The organism is Flavobacterium sp. LC2016-12 (assembly GCF_015351595.1).
GTDB lineage: Bacteria > Bacteroidota > Bacteroidia > Flavobacteriales > Flavobacteriaceae > Flavobacterium.
This window is the reverse complement of record NZ_JADKPT010000017.1, coordinates 27,459-42,510: the sequence shown is the minus strand read 5'-3', so window position 1 is coordinate 42,510 and position 15,052 is coordinate 27,459. Positions and strand designations below refer to the sequence as shown.

Below are 15,052 nucleotides of genomic sequence, written 5' to 3'. Positions count from 1 at the left end.
CGCTCACGGTTTCAAAAGAAATTAATATGTAAGAATATATTGTATATTCGCCACAATTAAAACTTATCAAAACCAAAAATGACCCAAAATAACATCATCAATAAAATAGATTTAAAATACGTTGTAATAGTTTTATGTGCTGTCTTTTTCAGCACCTTATTTCATGAATTAGCACATTGGAGTATGGGAGAAATTCTTGGAAACGATATGAATGCAAGCTTAAATTCTGCTGGCCCTATTTCAGGGAATTATATTCAAAAATGGCATACTCATGCAGTAACGCTTGCTGGACCTTTGTTTACCATTTTACAAGCCATCCTTTTTTATTTTCTTTTAAATAAATACCCTAAAAAAGAATTATATCCGTTTTTGCTTTTTCCGTTTGCAATGCGATTTTGGGCAGGTCTAGCCAATTTATTAGGTCCAAATGACGAAGGAAGACTCGGTCTTTCATTAGGCATAGGATTGCTTACACTTTCAATTCTAGTTTCTTGCTTTCTTTTCTTTTTAGCTTATAAAAGCTCTAAGAGACATGGTTTTAGTCTAAAATTTAATTTAATAAGCTTTTTACTTTGTTCGGTTTTTCTAATTATTTTATCATTCGTAAATGAATATTTTAAGATAAAAATCATTTAATAACTAACACAAATGCACTTCCCAAAAAACCTAACCCTATTCTACGTCTCAGGAATTCTCTCCATTATCGCAGGAATAATTTATGCGATAATATTGATAAACGGCAATTCCGCAGAAGATGGCTTAATGGGAATTTACATTCTGTTTTGGTTGATTCCTGTTTTGTTAGTTATATTGATCGATCGGTTTTTAGTCCGAAAGTTTGGCAATCAAAAAGTGAATAAAGTGCAATTCTCTTTTCTGGGATTTATTATACTTTTATGGATTATTAGAGCGATTGTAAATTTATAACTGAACTTACACTAAATGAACCCAACCTTCTTCTCCTCTCAGGAAAAATTCAGAACATGGTTAGAAAAGCACTACGAAACTGAAACCGAACTTATCGTTGGTTTCTATAGAGTGAGCACAAAAAAACCATGTATGACCTGGTCAGAATCTGTAGATCAGGCGCTTTGTTTTGGCTGGATTGATGGCGTTCGTAAGTCAATTGACGAAGAAAGTTATACGATTCGATTTACACCGAGAAAGAAAAGCAGTATTTGGAGTGTAATCAATATTAAAAAAGTCGAAGTTCTCACAAAAGCCGGGTTGATGAAAGAAGCCGGAATAAAAGCTTTCGAATTAAAATCTGATGAAAGATCTAAAATTTACTCTCATGAAAATGAAGCGTATGTTCTCGACCCTGAGTTGGAAAAGCAATTTAAAGCCAATAAAATAGCGTGGGAATATTTCAACAATCAGGCGCCATCGTACAAAAAAGTAATAATTCACGTAATTATGAGCGCCAAACAAGAAAAAACAAGACTTTCAAGATTGGAGAAAGCAATAAAATTTAGCGAAGAGCAGAAACGAATGTTATAAAAATAACAAATGTTTATCAATTTGATTGGGCGACAAATAGTAACTTTATCCTCTATCTATAATTTTATTCATCAAAAAAGATAAACAATGGAAAACAGAACCACCTTACAATACTACGTTTTAGATGTATTCTCAAATAAAAGTTATAAAGGAAACCCATTGTCGGTTGTTTTTACAAATGGTGATTTAGAATTAGAAACCTATCAGAATATCTCAAAAGAATTTGGCTATTCTGAAACTTCGTTTGTTTATTATTCTATAAAGCAAAAAGCACTTAACGTTCGTTCTTTTACACCAACAGGTTTTGAAATTGATGGTGCCGGACATAATTTATTGGGTGCTGTTTGTGGTGCATTGCTAAAAAGATTGCCCATTTTTGAGGAACAGAATGAAAGCGAACGTTTTGTAATGATGAAAAACGCTCCTATTCCTTTAACGGTAAGTTTTGACCCGATTACGAATTATCCTGTGGTGCAAATGCATCAAAAATCGGCGGTTATTAAACAGGAAATCCCAACTTATAGAATTGCAGTAGCATTGGGTTTAAAAATAGAAGATTTAGATGTAAATGCCTTTGTTCCGACAATTGTAAAAACAGAAGTTGCCCATACGATGGTGCCAATAAAAAACAGTCAGGTACTCAATAGTATTGTACCAGACAATCAACTCTTAATTGAAATTTCAAAAGAATATCATTTTGAAGGATTCTATTGTTTCACTATTGCTGATGAAAATCAGGAACACATAATCGAAACGAGATTCTTCAATCCCATAATCGGAATAAACGAAGATCCTGCAACGGGAACAGCCGCAGGTCCTTTAATTGGGTTTTTAACACAAAAGAAATTCACCAAATCAGAGAAAGAATATAAAATTCTTCAAGGTGTAAAATTAAAACAGGCTTCTATGATTGAAGTTATGAATCGTGACGAAGATATTTTGGTTGGTGGTTCTTCGATTATTACGATGAAAGGTGAACTTTATTTATAAAAAAAAGCTGCATTAAATAATGCAGCTTTTTTTTATTTCTTGATTTCCTGTGGCAATGTTTGTTTCTGTTGAGGCGGAATTCGTTTCTTCAAAAACAAAATCTGTCCTAAATGACTTGACTGATGTTCCATAATATGAAACCAGCAATACTGATTGGTCCAGTCGTAACTTTTTTGAACTTCAGCAAACCAGGCGTCGTTTCTTTTCTTTAATTCAGCAATGGTTGTTGCTCTTACTTCATTGTAAATATCTAGATAATACTGAATATTATGACCTTTAAACTCATCACGTCCTGCCTGATCCAGATTTAAAGCAGCATTCCATTTTTTCTTCTCTTCTTCATTAAAACCTCGATTCTCGAAGGTAAAAACCTGATAGTACTTTTCGGCTGCGGCCAAATGCATTACCAATGCTCCAATTCTATTCGCTTCTTCGTCATGCAAATAATCAATTTCATACGGTGTCATATTTTTAACCGTTCTTTCAACACGATCTTTAAGATCTTCGAGCATCGAAATCATGTCGGCTATTTTTGGAGAAGCACCATCTACATTACCCAGTCTTCCGGTTTCTTTTGCTTTTATCCCACTTCCTTCCAGCAGCAATCCGTAATTTCCGTCTACAGCAGATTTGTCCGAAGTGATTTTATATTCTTTGGCTCTTACAACTGCATTTTTTCTGGTTCCTAAACTCCATTTCGGAATATCACCATTCTTAACCGGAGTTTCAAAACTTGAATTTAAAACTGTCAGGGGTTCAAAAACTCCTTTATCATTTTCGATAAGCAATTCAAATTTATCAAAATAGAATTTTCCGTTATACAGACATAAACCTCCAAAACTTAGTGATTTGCTATTTTTATCGATTGTTCCTTCAACAGTATACGATTGCCATTCTTTTGTTTTAATTGGCCTGTCACTCATATTATCAAAAAAACCATCTTCATCCTCGCTTTTTGTATCAACTCTGGCCCAAACTCCTGCCCAGGCAAGTGGCTCACTGGTTTCTACTCTTACTGAAGCAATAACTCTGAATTTTTTCTTTACCGCAGTCTGAATATCGATCGTTTGATTGAAAGAAGTCCAATCGCTGGAAACCGTCTTTTCTGTTTGAGCCTCAGCAAAAACAAAACTTAAAAACAATAATAAACCAGTAATTTTTTTCATTGTCTATGTTTTTAGAAATTTTTGTAAATATAAAATTGTTTTTTAAGGAAATAACTTATTATTCTTTGAATTTTCATTTCTAAAATAAGCCAAAAAAAGCTGCATTTAAAAAAAATGCAGCTTTATATAAAATCAAAAAAACAAATTTTTTAATTCGTTTTCATTGGTGGTAAATCAAACGCAACTGAATCATGTTCGAAATTATTTCTGTGTCCTCCATCGCAAAATGGTTTGTTTGCAGATAATCCGCAACGGCAAAGTCCTAATGCAGAACGTCCTTGTAATCCGTAAACTGTTCCTTCTGCGTCCATGATTTCAAAATCTCCTTCGATTTTGATTGATCCGTTTTTATTGATGATTAATTTAGTCTTGCTCATAAAATTGTCTTTGTTTCTTTTTGGAAGGCAAAGATTGCGAAATAAATTCCGAAGATTTTACTGTGAATGCTAGTTTAAACTGGTTCTATTTAAAAGTACGTTCGACAAATGGTTACAATGAAAACATATTATGCACGAAGATAAAGTGTAGAAATAGCATCTGATTTTGAATTAATTGCACAATAGCATTGAGACATTATTTTGTAGATTTGAGAATTCCATTTTTATCTAAATCAACCAAACTACTTATGAAAAAATACTCTATTCTGATAGCATTTGCCTTTCTCTTTACCTTGACCTCAGCCACTAATGATACAAACTCTTTCAAAGAGGACTGGATAAATTTACTTGACAAAAACCTCAGCAAATGGGATATGTATCTAAGTTACAAACACCAAAATGGCTATTCCGGCAAAATCCCAACAGATGTTAATGGGAACGAAATACCACCTATTGGTTACAACAAAAATGTAAACAATATGTTTACCGTGATTGAGGAAAACAATGAAAATGTTCTTAAAGTTACTGGGGAATATTATGGTTGTGTCTTTACCAAAGAAAATTTCAAAAACTATCGCCTGAAACTAAAAGTTAAGTTTGGAACTAAAAAATGGGAACCCAGAACCGACAAACTCATGGATGCCGGTGTGCTTTATCATTCGCAGGGGGAAGCGGGCGTAGATTACTGGCGCGCCTGGATGTTATCGCAGGAATTTCAAATAATGGAAGGTCATTTTGGCGATTACTGGAACATTGCTAATTCAGCAATTGACATCAAAGCTTATATTCCCGAAGGAAGCATGAGCGCCGTTGCCGATGAGGATCAGCAATTCATTCCGTTTGGGACACATACTGAAAATACCGGGTTTTGCATGCGAAAAATGAGAGCTGAAACACCTAATAACGGTTGGACAGAAATAGAATTGGTTTGTTTTGAAGGAAAAAGTCTTCATATCATCAATGGCAAAGTGGTCATGGTTTTGCAAAATTCCCGTTATTTTGATGGTGAAAAATTTATGCCTTTAACCGAAGGAAAAATACAATTGCAAAGCGAAGCTGGTGAAGTTTACTATAAAGACATCAAAATAAAACCAATAAGCAATATGCCTGTTGAGTTTGAAAATTATTTCAAATAAATGGAATAACTAACCGCGATTGCCGGACGAATTGAGCATTTTTCTAAAAAAAATAATTGTATTTACAGAACCTTGTCATTTCGACGAAGGAGAAATCCTCGTTAAAAGCTCGACAAAGATTCGATTCTCGATGCGGAGTTACTTGCGAGGATTTCTCCTTCGTCGAAATGACAAACAATGCGATTAATCGTTGACTTTAAATTAAACTTTGCGCCTTCGCGACTTTGCGAGATTAAAAAAATCCCGCGAATCTCTGCGAAAATCTTTGCGAATCTCAGTGTAATAACAAAATCTCAATTCTATTGCTTATTTTTGCACTCAATAAAATTGAGTTATGATACAGAATCCTAAGAGATATACTATTACGGCAGCCTTACCTTACACCAACGGACCTATTCATATTGGGCATTTGGCGGGGGTTTACGTGCCTGCAGATATTTATTCGAGATATTTACGTTTGCAAGGAAAAGACGTGGCGTTTATTTGCGGAAGCGATGAACATGGCGTTGCAATTTCGATGAAAGCTAAAAAAGAAGGAATTACACCACAAGAAGTTATTGATAAATACGATGGAATTATCAGAAAATCATTTGCTGATTTCGGAATTTCGTTTGATAATTATTCTCGTACTTCGGCTAAAATTCATCATGATACGGCTCAGGAATTCTTCAGGACTTTGTATGATAATGGCGATTTTATTGAAGAAACAACAGAGCAATTGTATGATGCAAAAGCAGATCAGTTTTTAGCGGATCGTTTTGTTGTGGGAACTTGTCCAAAATGTGGCAATGACGGAGCTTATGGAGATCAGTGCGAAAATTGCGGATCGACTTTGAATGCAACCGATTTGATCAATCCAAAATCAACGATTACCGGAGAAACTCCTATTTTAAAAGAAACAAAACACTGGTTTTTACCTTTAGACAGATACACTGATTTCCTAACAGAATGGATTTTGGTTGGACATAAAAACGACTGGAAACCGAACGTTTACGGACAAGTTAAATCTTGGGTTGACGGGGGATTAGAGCCTCGTGCGGTAACGCGTGACCTTGACTGGGGAATTGATGTTCCGGTTGAAGGTGCCGAAGGAAAAAAATTATATGTTTGGTTTGATGCGCCTATCGGATATATTTCGTCTACGAAAGAATGGGCAGCGCGCGAAGGAAAAGACTGGGAACCATACTGGAAAGATGAAGAAACGAAACTGGTTCACTTTATTGGGAAAGACAATATCGTTTTTCACTGTATCATTTTCCCTGCAATGCTTAAAGCCGAAGGAAGCTATATTTTACCGGACAATGTGCCGGCAAATGAGTTTTTGAATTTGGAAGGAAACAAACTTTCGACTTCTAAAAACTGGGCAGTTTGGTTGCACGAATATTTAGAAGAATTTCCGGAGAAACAAGACGTTTTGCGTTATGCATTAACATCGAACGCTCCAGAAACTAAGGATAACGATTTTACGTGGAAAGATTTCCAGGCGAGAAACAACAACGAACTGGTTGCTATTTTCGGGAATTTCATTAATCGTGTTGTGGTTTTAACCAACAAATATTACGAAGGAGTTATTCCGACGCCAAATGAATTTTCAGAAGTTGACGAACAAACTTTAGCCGAACTAAAAGCGTATCCGGCTGTGATTTCAAGTTCAGTGGAGCGTTACAGATTCCGTGAAGCTTTAGGCGAATTAATGAATGTTGCCCGTCTAGGAAATAAATATTTGGCAGACGAAGAGCCTTGGAAAGTGATGAAAGACAATCCGGAGCGTGTTAAAACGCAAATGTATGTAGCCTTGCAAATTGCTACAGCTTTGAGCGTTTTGGCTGAACCATTTTTACCTTTTACATCGGCTAAACTTTCTAAAATCTTAAATTTAGGTGATCTTAAAGAGCATTTTGAAGGATTTAGCAAGTTTTTGAAAGAGAAAAATCGTGATGCAAAAGACATCATTATTGATAAAGTACTAGGTTGGAATGATATTGCTGAAAACTCAGATTTAATTCCGGCAGGACACAAAATTGGCGAAGCTGAATTGCTTTTTGCTAAAATAGAAGATGAAGAAATACAAAAACAAATAGATAAATTGGAAGCTACAAAAACAGCCAATCTTGCAGAAAGCAAACAGCCGGAACCACAAAAAGATTTGATTCAGTTTGAGGATTTCGCTAAAATGGATATTCGCGTTGGAACTATCCTTGAAGCAGAAAAAATGCCAAAAGCGAATAAACTTTTGGTTCTTAAAGTAGATACCGGAATTGACGTTCGTACAATAGTTTCTGGAATTGCTGAAAGCTTTTCGCCGGAAGAAATTATCGGAAAACGTGTTTCTGTATTAGCTAATTTAGCTCCAAGAGCTTTACGTGGTGTTGAAAGTCAGGGAATGATTTTAATGACAACAAATGCAGAAGGGAAATTGGTTTTTATCAATCCAGATGCTGATGCTCCTAATGGCGAAACGGTAAACTAAAGTTTTATAATATTATAAAATGGCGTGAATCGATTAAGACATTAATTGATTCACGCTTTTTTCTTTTAAAAATATCTCTAACAATGAAACTCACCAAACCAAGATTAGCCTTAATCTGCGGGATACTTTGTATTTCAATCTTCCCGATATTGGTTAAACTGAAATTAGCACCGGGATTAATTTCCGCTTTTTACCGTATGTTTTTTGCGGTCATTTTGCTTTTACCTTATGTAATTATCACTAAGAACTTTAAACTTCCAAAAACTAAGTTCTTGCTATTGGCAATGCTTTGTGGTATTTTATTTTCATCAGATGTTGCAGTTTGGAATATTGCGATTCAGGATTCAAGTGCGACTCAGGCTTCTTTGCTGACGAATTTATCGCCTCTTTGGGTCGGAATTGGTTCCTTTTTCTTTTTGAAGGTTAGACCGGCAACTAATTTCTGGATAGGCACAATTGTTTCTTTATTCGGAATGGTGACTTTGGTTGGTTTTAGTTTTTTTATGGAATTGAATTTTAATCAGGCGTTTTTGTTTGCCGTTTTATCCGGAATTCTATATTCTATTTATCTTTTGGTCAGCAAAAATGTATTGTCAGAAGTTGATGTTTTGTCGTTTATGACGATTAGTTTATTGGCTTCGAGTGTTTATTTGGGAGTTCTTTGTTATTCGCTGGATCAGCCTTTTACCGGATTCTCAAATACCGGTTGGTTTGTGCTGGTTTTGCAAGCTGTAATTTGTCAATTGTGTGCCTGGCTGTCGATCAGTTATGCGACACAACACATGCGCGCGACCAGAGTTTCATTGAGTTTATTAAGTCAGGCTGTAATAACTTCGATATTAGCTTGGTTGTTTTTAGAAGAACAAATAACTTTACAGATGGTTTTCGGTGGAATCATTTTGCTTTTCGGAATTAGAATTACTTTTTACGACAAGACTATTTCGTTAAAAAGAATGTTTTCTAAGGGCTAAGAAATGGCACACGGATGACACGGATTAAAGCAGATCTTCGCAGATTTTAAAAGAATCTTTAAAATCATTTTAATCTGTGGCAAAAAACCTGAAACCTGAAACAAAACAAAACTTGAAACAAACATTATGTTACATAAAAGCAAAATACCCAATTTAAAAGTAATCGCATTTGATGCCGATGATACTTTATTTGTAAACGAACCTTATTTTCAGGAAACCGAGCATAAATTTTGTGCTTTAATGGAAGATTATCTTTCGCATCAGGGTATTTCGCAGGAATTATTCAAAATCGAAATTGCAAATCTGCCTTTGTATGGTTACGGAATAAAAGGTTATATTCTATCAATGATTGAAGCAGCGATGAACATTTCGAACAATACCATTCCGATAGAAGTTATTGAAAAAATCATACAATACGGAAAAGAATTGCTTGAGAAACCTATTGAATTGCTGGACGGAATCGAAGAAACTTTGCAGTCTTTACATGGCAAATATAAATTGGTTGTGGCTACAAAAGGCGACTTAAAAGATCAGCACAGCAAATTGCATCGTTCCGGTTTGGGGCATTATTTTCACCATATCGAAGTAATGTCAGACAAACAAACCATCGATTATGAAAAATTATTGGGTCGTTTAGACATTCAGGCGAATGAATTCCTGATGATTGGAAATTCTTTAAAATCGGATGTGTTACCTGTTTTGGAGATTGGAGGTTACGCCGTTCATATTCCGTTTCATACTACTTGGGAACACGAGAAAATTAATCATAAAGTAGAGCATAATCATTTTAGTTCTTTCGAAAAAATATCTGAAGTGCTCCCAAATTTATTATAATGAAAACACTTTTAGATTTAGAAAACTGGAATAGAAAAGAACATTTCGCGCATTTTAGCCGAATGGAAGAGCCTTTTTTTGGTGCAACCGTTGAAATTGATTGTACCAAAGCCTATCAAACGGCAAAAAGTCTGAATAGTTCTTTTTTCATTTATTATTTACATAAAACATTAGTAGCTGTAAATACGATTGAGAATTTTAAATATCGCATTTCAGAAGGTAAAATCTACATTAACGATCGTGTCGATGCCTCGGCAACGATTGGTCGTGAAGATGGTTCTTTTGGGTTTTCTTTAATTGAATACAATGCTGATTTTAAAATTTTTGAGAAAACGGCTTTGGCAGAAATAGAGCGTATTCAAAACACAACAGGCCTTTTCACAAGATCTTTTGACGATGATAATGTGATTCACTTCTCAGCGATTCCTTGGCTCAATTTCACATCACTTTCTCATGCCAGAAGCTATACCTTCCCGGATAGCTGCCCTAAAATTTCATTTGGAAAAATGATGACTTCTGAATCAGGTAAAAGAACTATCGCTATGTCGGTGCATGTTCATCATGGTTTAATGGATGGTTTACATGTTGGGCAGTTCGTAGACACTTATCAAGACCTGATGAACGCTTAATATTCATTTACAATAAACCTTATCTTATCATGATTATAACTTTTATCAGAAAGTAATTCTTACAAATAATTGTTGGTTTGGGAAAAATTTAAAATCTCAAATACAATGAAAAAAATTGTAATTACTCTGGCGTTTGCTTTAAGTTTAATGCATGCAAAGGCACAAACAGAAAATAACACAACCAAGTATAATAAATGGTCTGTGGAATTAGCCGGAGGTGTAAACAAACCTCAAAAACCATTTACGGATAATTATTTTACAAGCACGCCAAGTCCATGGGTTGGTGATCTTGGAGTTCGTTATATGTTTAACAACAAATTCGGTTTAAAAGCTGATTTTGGTTATAATAGCTTAACCAATAAAAACAACTCTTTAGATTTTGATTCAAAATATTATAGAGCAGATTTGCAGGCAGTCGCTAATTTAGGCCGAATCATGAATTTTGAAACCTGGACCAATACCATTGGTTTATTAGGACATGCTGGTTTTGGTGTTGCGCAGTTAGAAAATAAAGATCTACATGTAAAAGACAGAATGGGGAACTTTATTACCGGTATTACCGGACAAATAAAACTATCCAACAGAATTGCATTAACAGGCGATTTATCTGCTATTTTTAATGCTTCACAAGACCTTACATTTGATGGCGCTGCTGCTCCTGGCAATAGAGGATTTTCAGGAATTCTTTTTAATGGTACAGTCGGTTTAAATGTTTACTTAGGAAAAAATGCAAAACATGCGGACTGGATAATAATTTCAGATAATACAGATATTGCTGCATTAGAAAGCAAAGTAGCAAATCTTGAAGAATTAGTTAAGCAGACTCCAAAACAAGTAATTGTCGAAAAACCAGTTACTACTACTGTTCTAAATGATAAAGATGTTGTCAAAGAAATGATCAATGACAAATACTACAGTGTTTATTTTGATTTTAACAAGGCTACACCAATTGAAAATTCTACAGCAGCAATCGATGTTGTATTAAATTATTTAAGAAAAAATCCATCTGCTTCACTTGACCTTGTTGGTTATGCAGATCAGGTAGGAAGCGATGCTTACAACGAAAAATTATCGACAACAAGAGCAAACAATGTTAAAACTATCTTCGAAAAAGCAGGCATTGCATCTTCAAGATTAAATGTAGTGGCACAGGGCGCTGATACTTCTATTCAAAAAGATTCAGAAGAAGCAAGAAGATTAGCTAGAAGAGTTACTTTCAAAGTAAAATAAACGCTATTATTTTTTAAAAATTAGGCCCTAAAGAAATTTAGGGCTTTTTTATTCTGTCAATTTTTCAGTTTAGAATCTATCAGAAATAATTTGTACTTTCATCATTCAAAATAAGCGCCTTATAAGTTGGAATGTTTTTTGTGGTTAAAAAGAATTGTGAAAAAAATTATATTCTTATTTCTTCTCTTCTCTACATCGGTATTGTTCAGCCAAACAATACTGAACTCTACTCCATTGGAAATAAAAGAATCAAACAGATCCAATCAACTGTTAACTGTTGAGAACAAAGCAACACATGATGTATTTGTTTTTGCTGCTAACAATGAAAACCTCTCCATTTTACAATACAGTAGCTCCTTGTTTTTGAAGGATAAATATACTACACCCTTAAAAAACATAAATAATAGATCCTTAATTGGTTACAGTTTTAGTGAAGACGGAAACCCAACTCTTTATTGGTCAACGCCAGATTTCGAAATCATTTTAGCTGTTAAATATTTTCTGGAAAACAAAACATCCAGAGTTTTATATTTCAAATTCGCTTCATCAAGACAATATGTTGTGTCACAATTTCAGCAGAATGACTCTTTCAACATACTAACTAAAGATCTTGATGATCAGGCCCTGATGTTGTATTCCTTTAAAAATGGAACTGTAGAGGAAAAATTACTTGATTTTTCAACTTATCGTTTTCAGGATAAAAACGGAAAATTGCGAACTTTTACTGAGATTATTACAGAAAATCCTATTGAAAAAATGGATGAATCTGAATATAATCCGTTGTATACAAGCACGGCAAAAACGAAACTATATGTATTACCCAATCGTATGATTTTCACTTTGGACTATAATCCAAAAAAAACCCAAATTTTTGACTTCAATACTGAATCAGAAGAAATAAAAGAAAAAAACTTCACCCAATCTGTTAGTGAAAAAGGAAGAAAACTAAGTAATTCTTTTTTTCAGGATGATAAACTATATCAGGTTACAGCCAATGAAGAAGAACTTTTCTTTGATGTAAAAGATTATAGTACAGGCCAAAACCTTCATATTACCAGAGTTTCAAAAGAAGATACTATTAAATTTAAAATCTCTCCATTATTTATTCAAAGAGAAGGCCGAAAACCAAGTGAGTTGAAAACTACAAAAAAATTTCTAAAACACCTTTCTTTCTTAGATGTTGGTTTGTCTGTTTTTAAAAATAATCAAAACACCTATTTTACAATTGGCGGTACTCCGAAAATAAGCGAAATGGATGCCTTTTCGAATTTTGAATATTTAGATCCTGATATAGCAGCAATTATTCCGGCAGCTTTTAATTCTTTAGGTACAATTCATACCGAAACTGTCTATTTTGAAAGCGTTTTTGATTCCAATTACACCTATATAAAACAGGAAAACCTTGAGCCTTTGGCCATGGATAATATTTATTATTTTTTAAACACAAATAAAAAAATAGCACTAAATAATAGTATAAAATATAAAGATTTTTATATTCTTGGTTATTATGATAGTGCTTCAAAACAATATATCATGCGTAAATTCAAAGATGGGTTTAATGCAGATGATCCTTTTCTAAACGAGATAAAAACTCCATCCTCCTTCAAAAGACCTTTTCTAAAAACGCCTTAAATTTATTGAGAATTAATCCAAATGTCTTAGGTTTCACGGTTTCAAAAAAACGGAATGGATTATTTTTTTTAACTTTACAAAAAAGACACATATTATGCTAAAGAAAAATATTGAATCAGCTTTAAACAAGCAAATACGCATAGAGGCAGAATCTTCGCAAACCTACCTTTCTATGGCTTGTTGGGCTGAAGTACACGGATTAGAGGGAATTGCTCAATTTATGTACACACAGTCAGACGAAGAGCGCGCGCACATGCTAAAACTGGTTAAATATGTTAACGAGCGTGGCGGACATGCAACAATTACAGATCTAAAAGCACCAAAAACATCTTATACTACATTTAAAGAAATGTTTGAAGCGCTTTATAGCCATGAAATTTTTGTTTCAGAATCTATTAATGAATTGGTTCACATTACTTTTGAAGAAAAAGATTATGCAACACATAATTTCTTACAATGGTACGTATCTGAGCAAATCGAAGAAGAGGCTACTGCAAAATCAATCTTAGACAAAATCAACTTAATTGGAGATGACAAAGGCGGACTTTACTTGTTTGATCGTGATATTCAACAGTTAACAGTTACCAGCTCAATCGCTATCAACCCGAAATAAAAAAGTTAAAGTTTATTTAGAATACTTAAAAATAACAATTTTCTTTTATATTTGCCTCTATTTTATAATACAGAGGCAAATTGAGCAAGAAAGAAAAAGACAAGGACAAAAAAAAGGATAAAAAGAAAAAGAAGAATAAAGCTATCCTTGAGAACATTAAGAAGTTAGAAAACTGTAAATCTTCTTGTTGTGAAAAATACAAAAAGAGCGAAAAGAAACGCTGTTCGCGTTGTCCTATGTTTGATTTATTCAAAAAAACTGCTTAAACAATATATTCAAAACCCACCAAATCGGTGGGTTTTTTGTTTAAATTGCAGTCAGCTTTAATTTTAAAAAGTCTCAAATTTTAATTTATGGAAAACCAAATTACTATACCTAAATCCAGTCTTGATTTCTTGTTTCAGCTTAAAACAAATAACAACAAACCCTGGTTTGATGCCAATAAACCAGCTTACTTAAAAGAATTAAATCATATCGAAAATTTTGCAGGTGCATTGCTTCATGAACTCGCTAAAACTGATATTCTTGAAACAGCTTCCGGCAAAAAAAGCGTGTACCGAATCTATCGCGATATTCGTTTCTCTAAAGACAAAACTCCTTTTAAAACTTTTTGGGGAGGAAGTTATACAAGAGCAACAGCAGCAAGACGTGGTGGCTATTATTTTCATTTAGAACAAGGAAACAGTTTTCTCGCTGGTGGATTTTGGGGACCAAATGGCGCAGATTTAAAACGCATAAGAAGTGAATTTGCCCATGATCCTGAATCCATGAAAAAAATATTGAATTCAAAATCGTTCATCAATACCTTCGGAACCTTACAGGGCGAGCAACTAAAAACAGCTCCAAAAGGCTTTGATGTAAATCATGAAGCTATTGATTTACTGCGTTATAAACAGTTTTTAGTTATGAAACGTTTTACTGATGATGAAGTTTTAAGTCCGGATTTTCTGGAACAGGCTTTGGAAACCTTCAAAAACATGAGACCATTTTTTGACTATATGAGCGAAATATTAACGACAGATATAAATGGGGCTTCTGTTTTGTAGTTGCTTCTGAAAACGATAAACCCGACAGGTTTTAAAAACCTGTCGGGTTTACTCTACAGAGTAAGTATTACTTGCTTAACAATAATATTTCATTTACAACAACTTCGGTTATATATTTCTTCTCCCCGTTTTTGTCTTCATAACTTCTATGGGTTAGCTTTCCTTCAATGGCAACTTCCTTCCCTTTCACAACATACCTTTCAATAATTTCAGCGACTTTTCCCCAGGCTGTAACACGATGCCAATCTGTTTGCTCTATTTTTTCACCTTTGTCATTTTTATAATAATCGTTTGTTGCGATCGTTAGTTGTGCAAACTTTTTCCCGCTTTCTAATGTTTTAATTTCAGGATCATTTCCTACGTTACCAATTAGTTGTACTCTGTTTTTCATTGCATTCATGGCGTATACTTTTTAAATGTTCTTATAAAATCGAATTCGTTTATCAAATTCAACAGTG

The 15,052-nt window shown here is 34.1% G+C and carries 17 protein-coding genes; 14 read left to right on the top strand and 3 right to left on the bottom strand.

All coding sequences use genetic code 11. The features are described 5' to 3' along the window. Positions 1 to 78: 78 nt before the first annotated feature. The 4 genes from IRZ99_RS20065 (at position 79) to IRZ99_RS20050 (ending at position 2,490) form a co-directional block, all read left to right on the top strand. The gene (locus IRZ99_RS20065) at positions 79 to 636 is read left to right on the top strand and encodes a hypothetical protein (RefSeq protein WP_194659166.1); all 558 of its coding nucleotides are present in this window, start codon (positions 79 to 81) and stop codon (positions 634 to 636) included. A gap of 12 nt (positions 637 to 648) precedes the next feature. Beyond that, positions 649 to 927 carry a hypothetical protein gene (locus IRZ99_RS20060; protein ID WP_194659165.1) on the top strand — a complete coding sequence of 93 codons (279 nt, stop codon included), beginning with the start codon at positions 649 to 651 and terminating at the stop codon, positions 925 to 927. Between the two features lie 15 nt (positions 928 to 942). Then, the gene (locus IRZ99_RS20055) at positions 943 to 1,500 is read left to right on the top strand and encodes a YdeI family protein (RefSeq protein WP_194659164.1); all 558 of its coding nucleotides are present in this window, start codon (positions 943 to 945) and stop codon (positions 1,498 to 1,500) included. Positions 1,501 to 1,587: 87 nt separating this feature from the next. Next, the gene (locus tag IRZ99_RS20050; protein WP_194659163.1) at positions 1,588 to 2,490 is read left to right on the top strand and encodes a PhzF family phenazine biosynthesis protein; all 903 of its coding nucleotides are present in this window, start codon (positions 1,588 to 1,590) and stop codon (positions 2,488 to 2,490) included. Positions 2,491 to 2,522: 32 nt separating this feature from the next. Here the strand turns inward: IRZ99_RS20050 and IRZ99_RS20045 are convergent, their stop codons facing one another. Together IRZ99_RS20045 and IRZ99_RS20040 are read right to left on the bottom strand one after the other, a co-directional pair. Then, entirely contained in the window at positions 2,523 to 3,656 is a 1,134-nt protein-coding gene (locus tag IRZ99_RS20045; protein ID WP_194659162.1) for a DinB family protein, read from the bottom strand. 149 nt (positions 3,657 to 3,805) lie between these two features. Further along, entirely contained in the window at positions 3,806 to 4,033 is a 228-nt protein-coding gene (locus tag IRZ99_RS20040) for a CDGSH iron-sulfur domain-containing protein (protein WP_068841910.1), read from the bottom strand. 248 nt (positions 4,034 to 4,281) lie between these two features. Here IRZ99_RS20040 and IRZ99_RS20035 point away from each other — a divergent pair, with 248 nt between their 5' ends. The 10 genes from IRZ99_RS20035 to IRZ99_RS19990 all read left to right on the top strand — a co-directional run bounded on the left by IRZ99_RS20035 (position 4,282) and on the right by IRZ99_RS19990 (position 14,594). After that, entirely contained in the window at positions 4,282 to 5,169 is an 888-nt protein-coding gene (locus tag IRZ99_RS20035) for a DUF1080 domain-containing protein (RefSeq protein ID WP_194659161.1), read from the top strand. A gap of 334 nt (positions 5,170 to 5,503) precedes the next feature. Continuing rightward, positions 5,504 to 7,639 (top strand): methionine--tRNA ligase, encoded by a 2,136-nt coding sequence (gene metG, locus IRZ99_RS20030; RefSeq protein WP_194659160.1) that lies wholly within the window; start codon positions 5,504 to 5,506, stop codon positions 7,637 to 7,639. 83 nt (positions 7,640 to 7,722) lie between these two features. Continuing rightward, positions 7,723 to 8,610, top strand: coding sequence for a DMT family transporter (locus tag IRZ99_RS20025; RefSeq protein ID WP_194659159.1), 888 nt, complete (start codon positions 7,723 to 7,725; stop codon positions 8,608 to 8,610). 126 nt (positions 8,611 to 8,736) lie between these two features. Then, on the top strand, positions 8,737 to 9,444 hold the full coding sequence (locus IRZ99_RS20020) for an HAD family hydrolase (RefSeq protein WP_194659158.1): 708 nt from the start codon (positions 8,737 to 8,739) through the stop codon (positions 9,442 to 9,444). Further along, positions 9,444 to 10,073 carry a chloramphenicol acetyltransferase gene (locus IRZ99_RS20015; protein WP_194659157.1) on the top strand — a complete coding sequence of 210 codons (630 nt, stop codon included), beginning with the start codon at positions 9,444 to 9,446 and terminating at the stop codon, positions 10,071 to 10,073. Before IRZ99_RS20020 ends, IRZ99_RS20015 begins: the two co-directional genes overlap by 1 nt. Positions 10,074 to 10,178: 105 nt before the next feature. Further along, on the top strand, positions 10,179 to 11,303 hold the full coding sequence (locus IRZ99_RS20010; RefSeq protein WP_194659156.1) for an OmpA family protein: 1,125 nt from the start codon (positions 10,179 to 10,181) through the stop codon (positions 11,301 to 11,303). Positions 11,304 to 11,537: 234 nt separating this feature from the next. Beyond that, positions 11,538 to 12,935, top strand: a complete 1,398-nt coding sequence (locus tag IRZ99_RS20005) for a hypothetical protein (protein ID WP_194659155.1) — start codon at positions 11,538 to 11,540, stop codon at positions 12,933 to 12,935. Between the two features lie 94 nt (positions 12,936 to 13,029). Then, on the top strand, positions 13,030 to 13,548 hold the full coding sequence (locus tag IRZ99_RS20000) for a ferritin (RefSeq protein ID WP_056188711.1): 519 nt from the start codon (positions 13,030 to 13,032) through the stop codon (positions 13,546 to 13,548). A gap of 80 nt (positions 13,549 to 13,628) precedes the next feature. Next, complete coding sequence (locus tag IRZ99_RS19995) at positions 13,629 to 13,814, top strand: hypothetical protein (RefSeq protein WP_026984196.1); 186 nt, start codon at positions 13,629 to 13,631, stop codon at positions 13,812 to 13,814. Positions 13,815 to 13,901: 87 nt separating this feature from the next. After that, positions 13,902 to 14,594, top strand: coding sequence for a DUF2461 domain-containing protein (locus tag IRZ99_RS19990; RefSeq protein WP_194659154.1), 693 nt, complete (start codon positions 13,902 to 13,904; stop codon positions 14,592 to 14,594). Between the two features lie 67 nt (positions 14,595 to 14,661). Here IRZ99_RS19990 and IRZ99_RS19985 read toward each other — a convergent pair whose 3' ends face one another. Then, the gene (locus IRZ99_RS19985) at positions 14,662 to 14,994 is read right to left on the bottom strand and encodes a single-stranded DNA-binding protein (RefSeq protein ID WP_194659153.1); all 333 of its coding nucleotides are present in this window, start codon (positions 14,992 to 14,994) and stop codon (positions 14,662 to 14,664) included. Positions 14,995 to 15,052 lie beyond the last annotated feature (58 nt).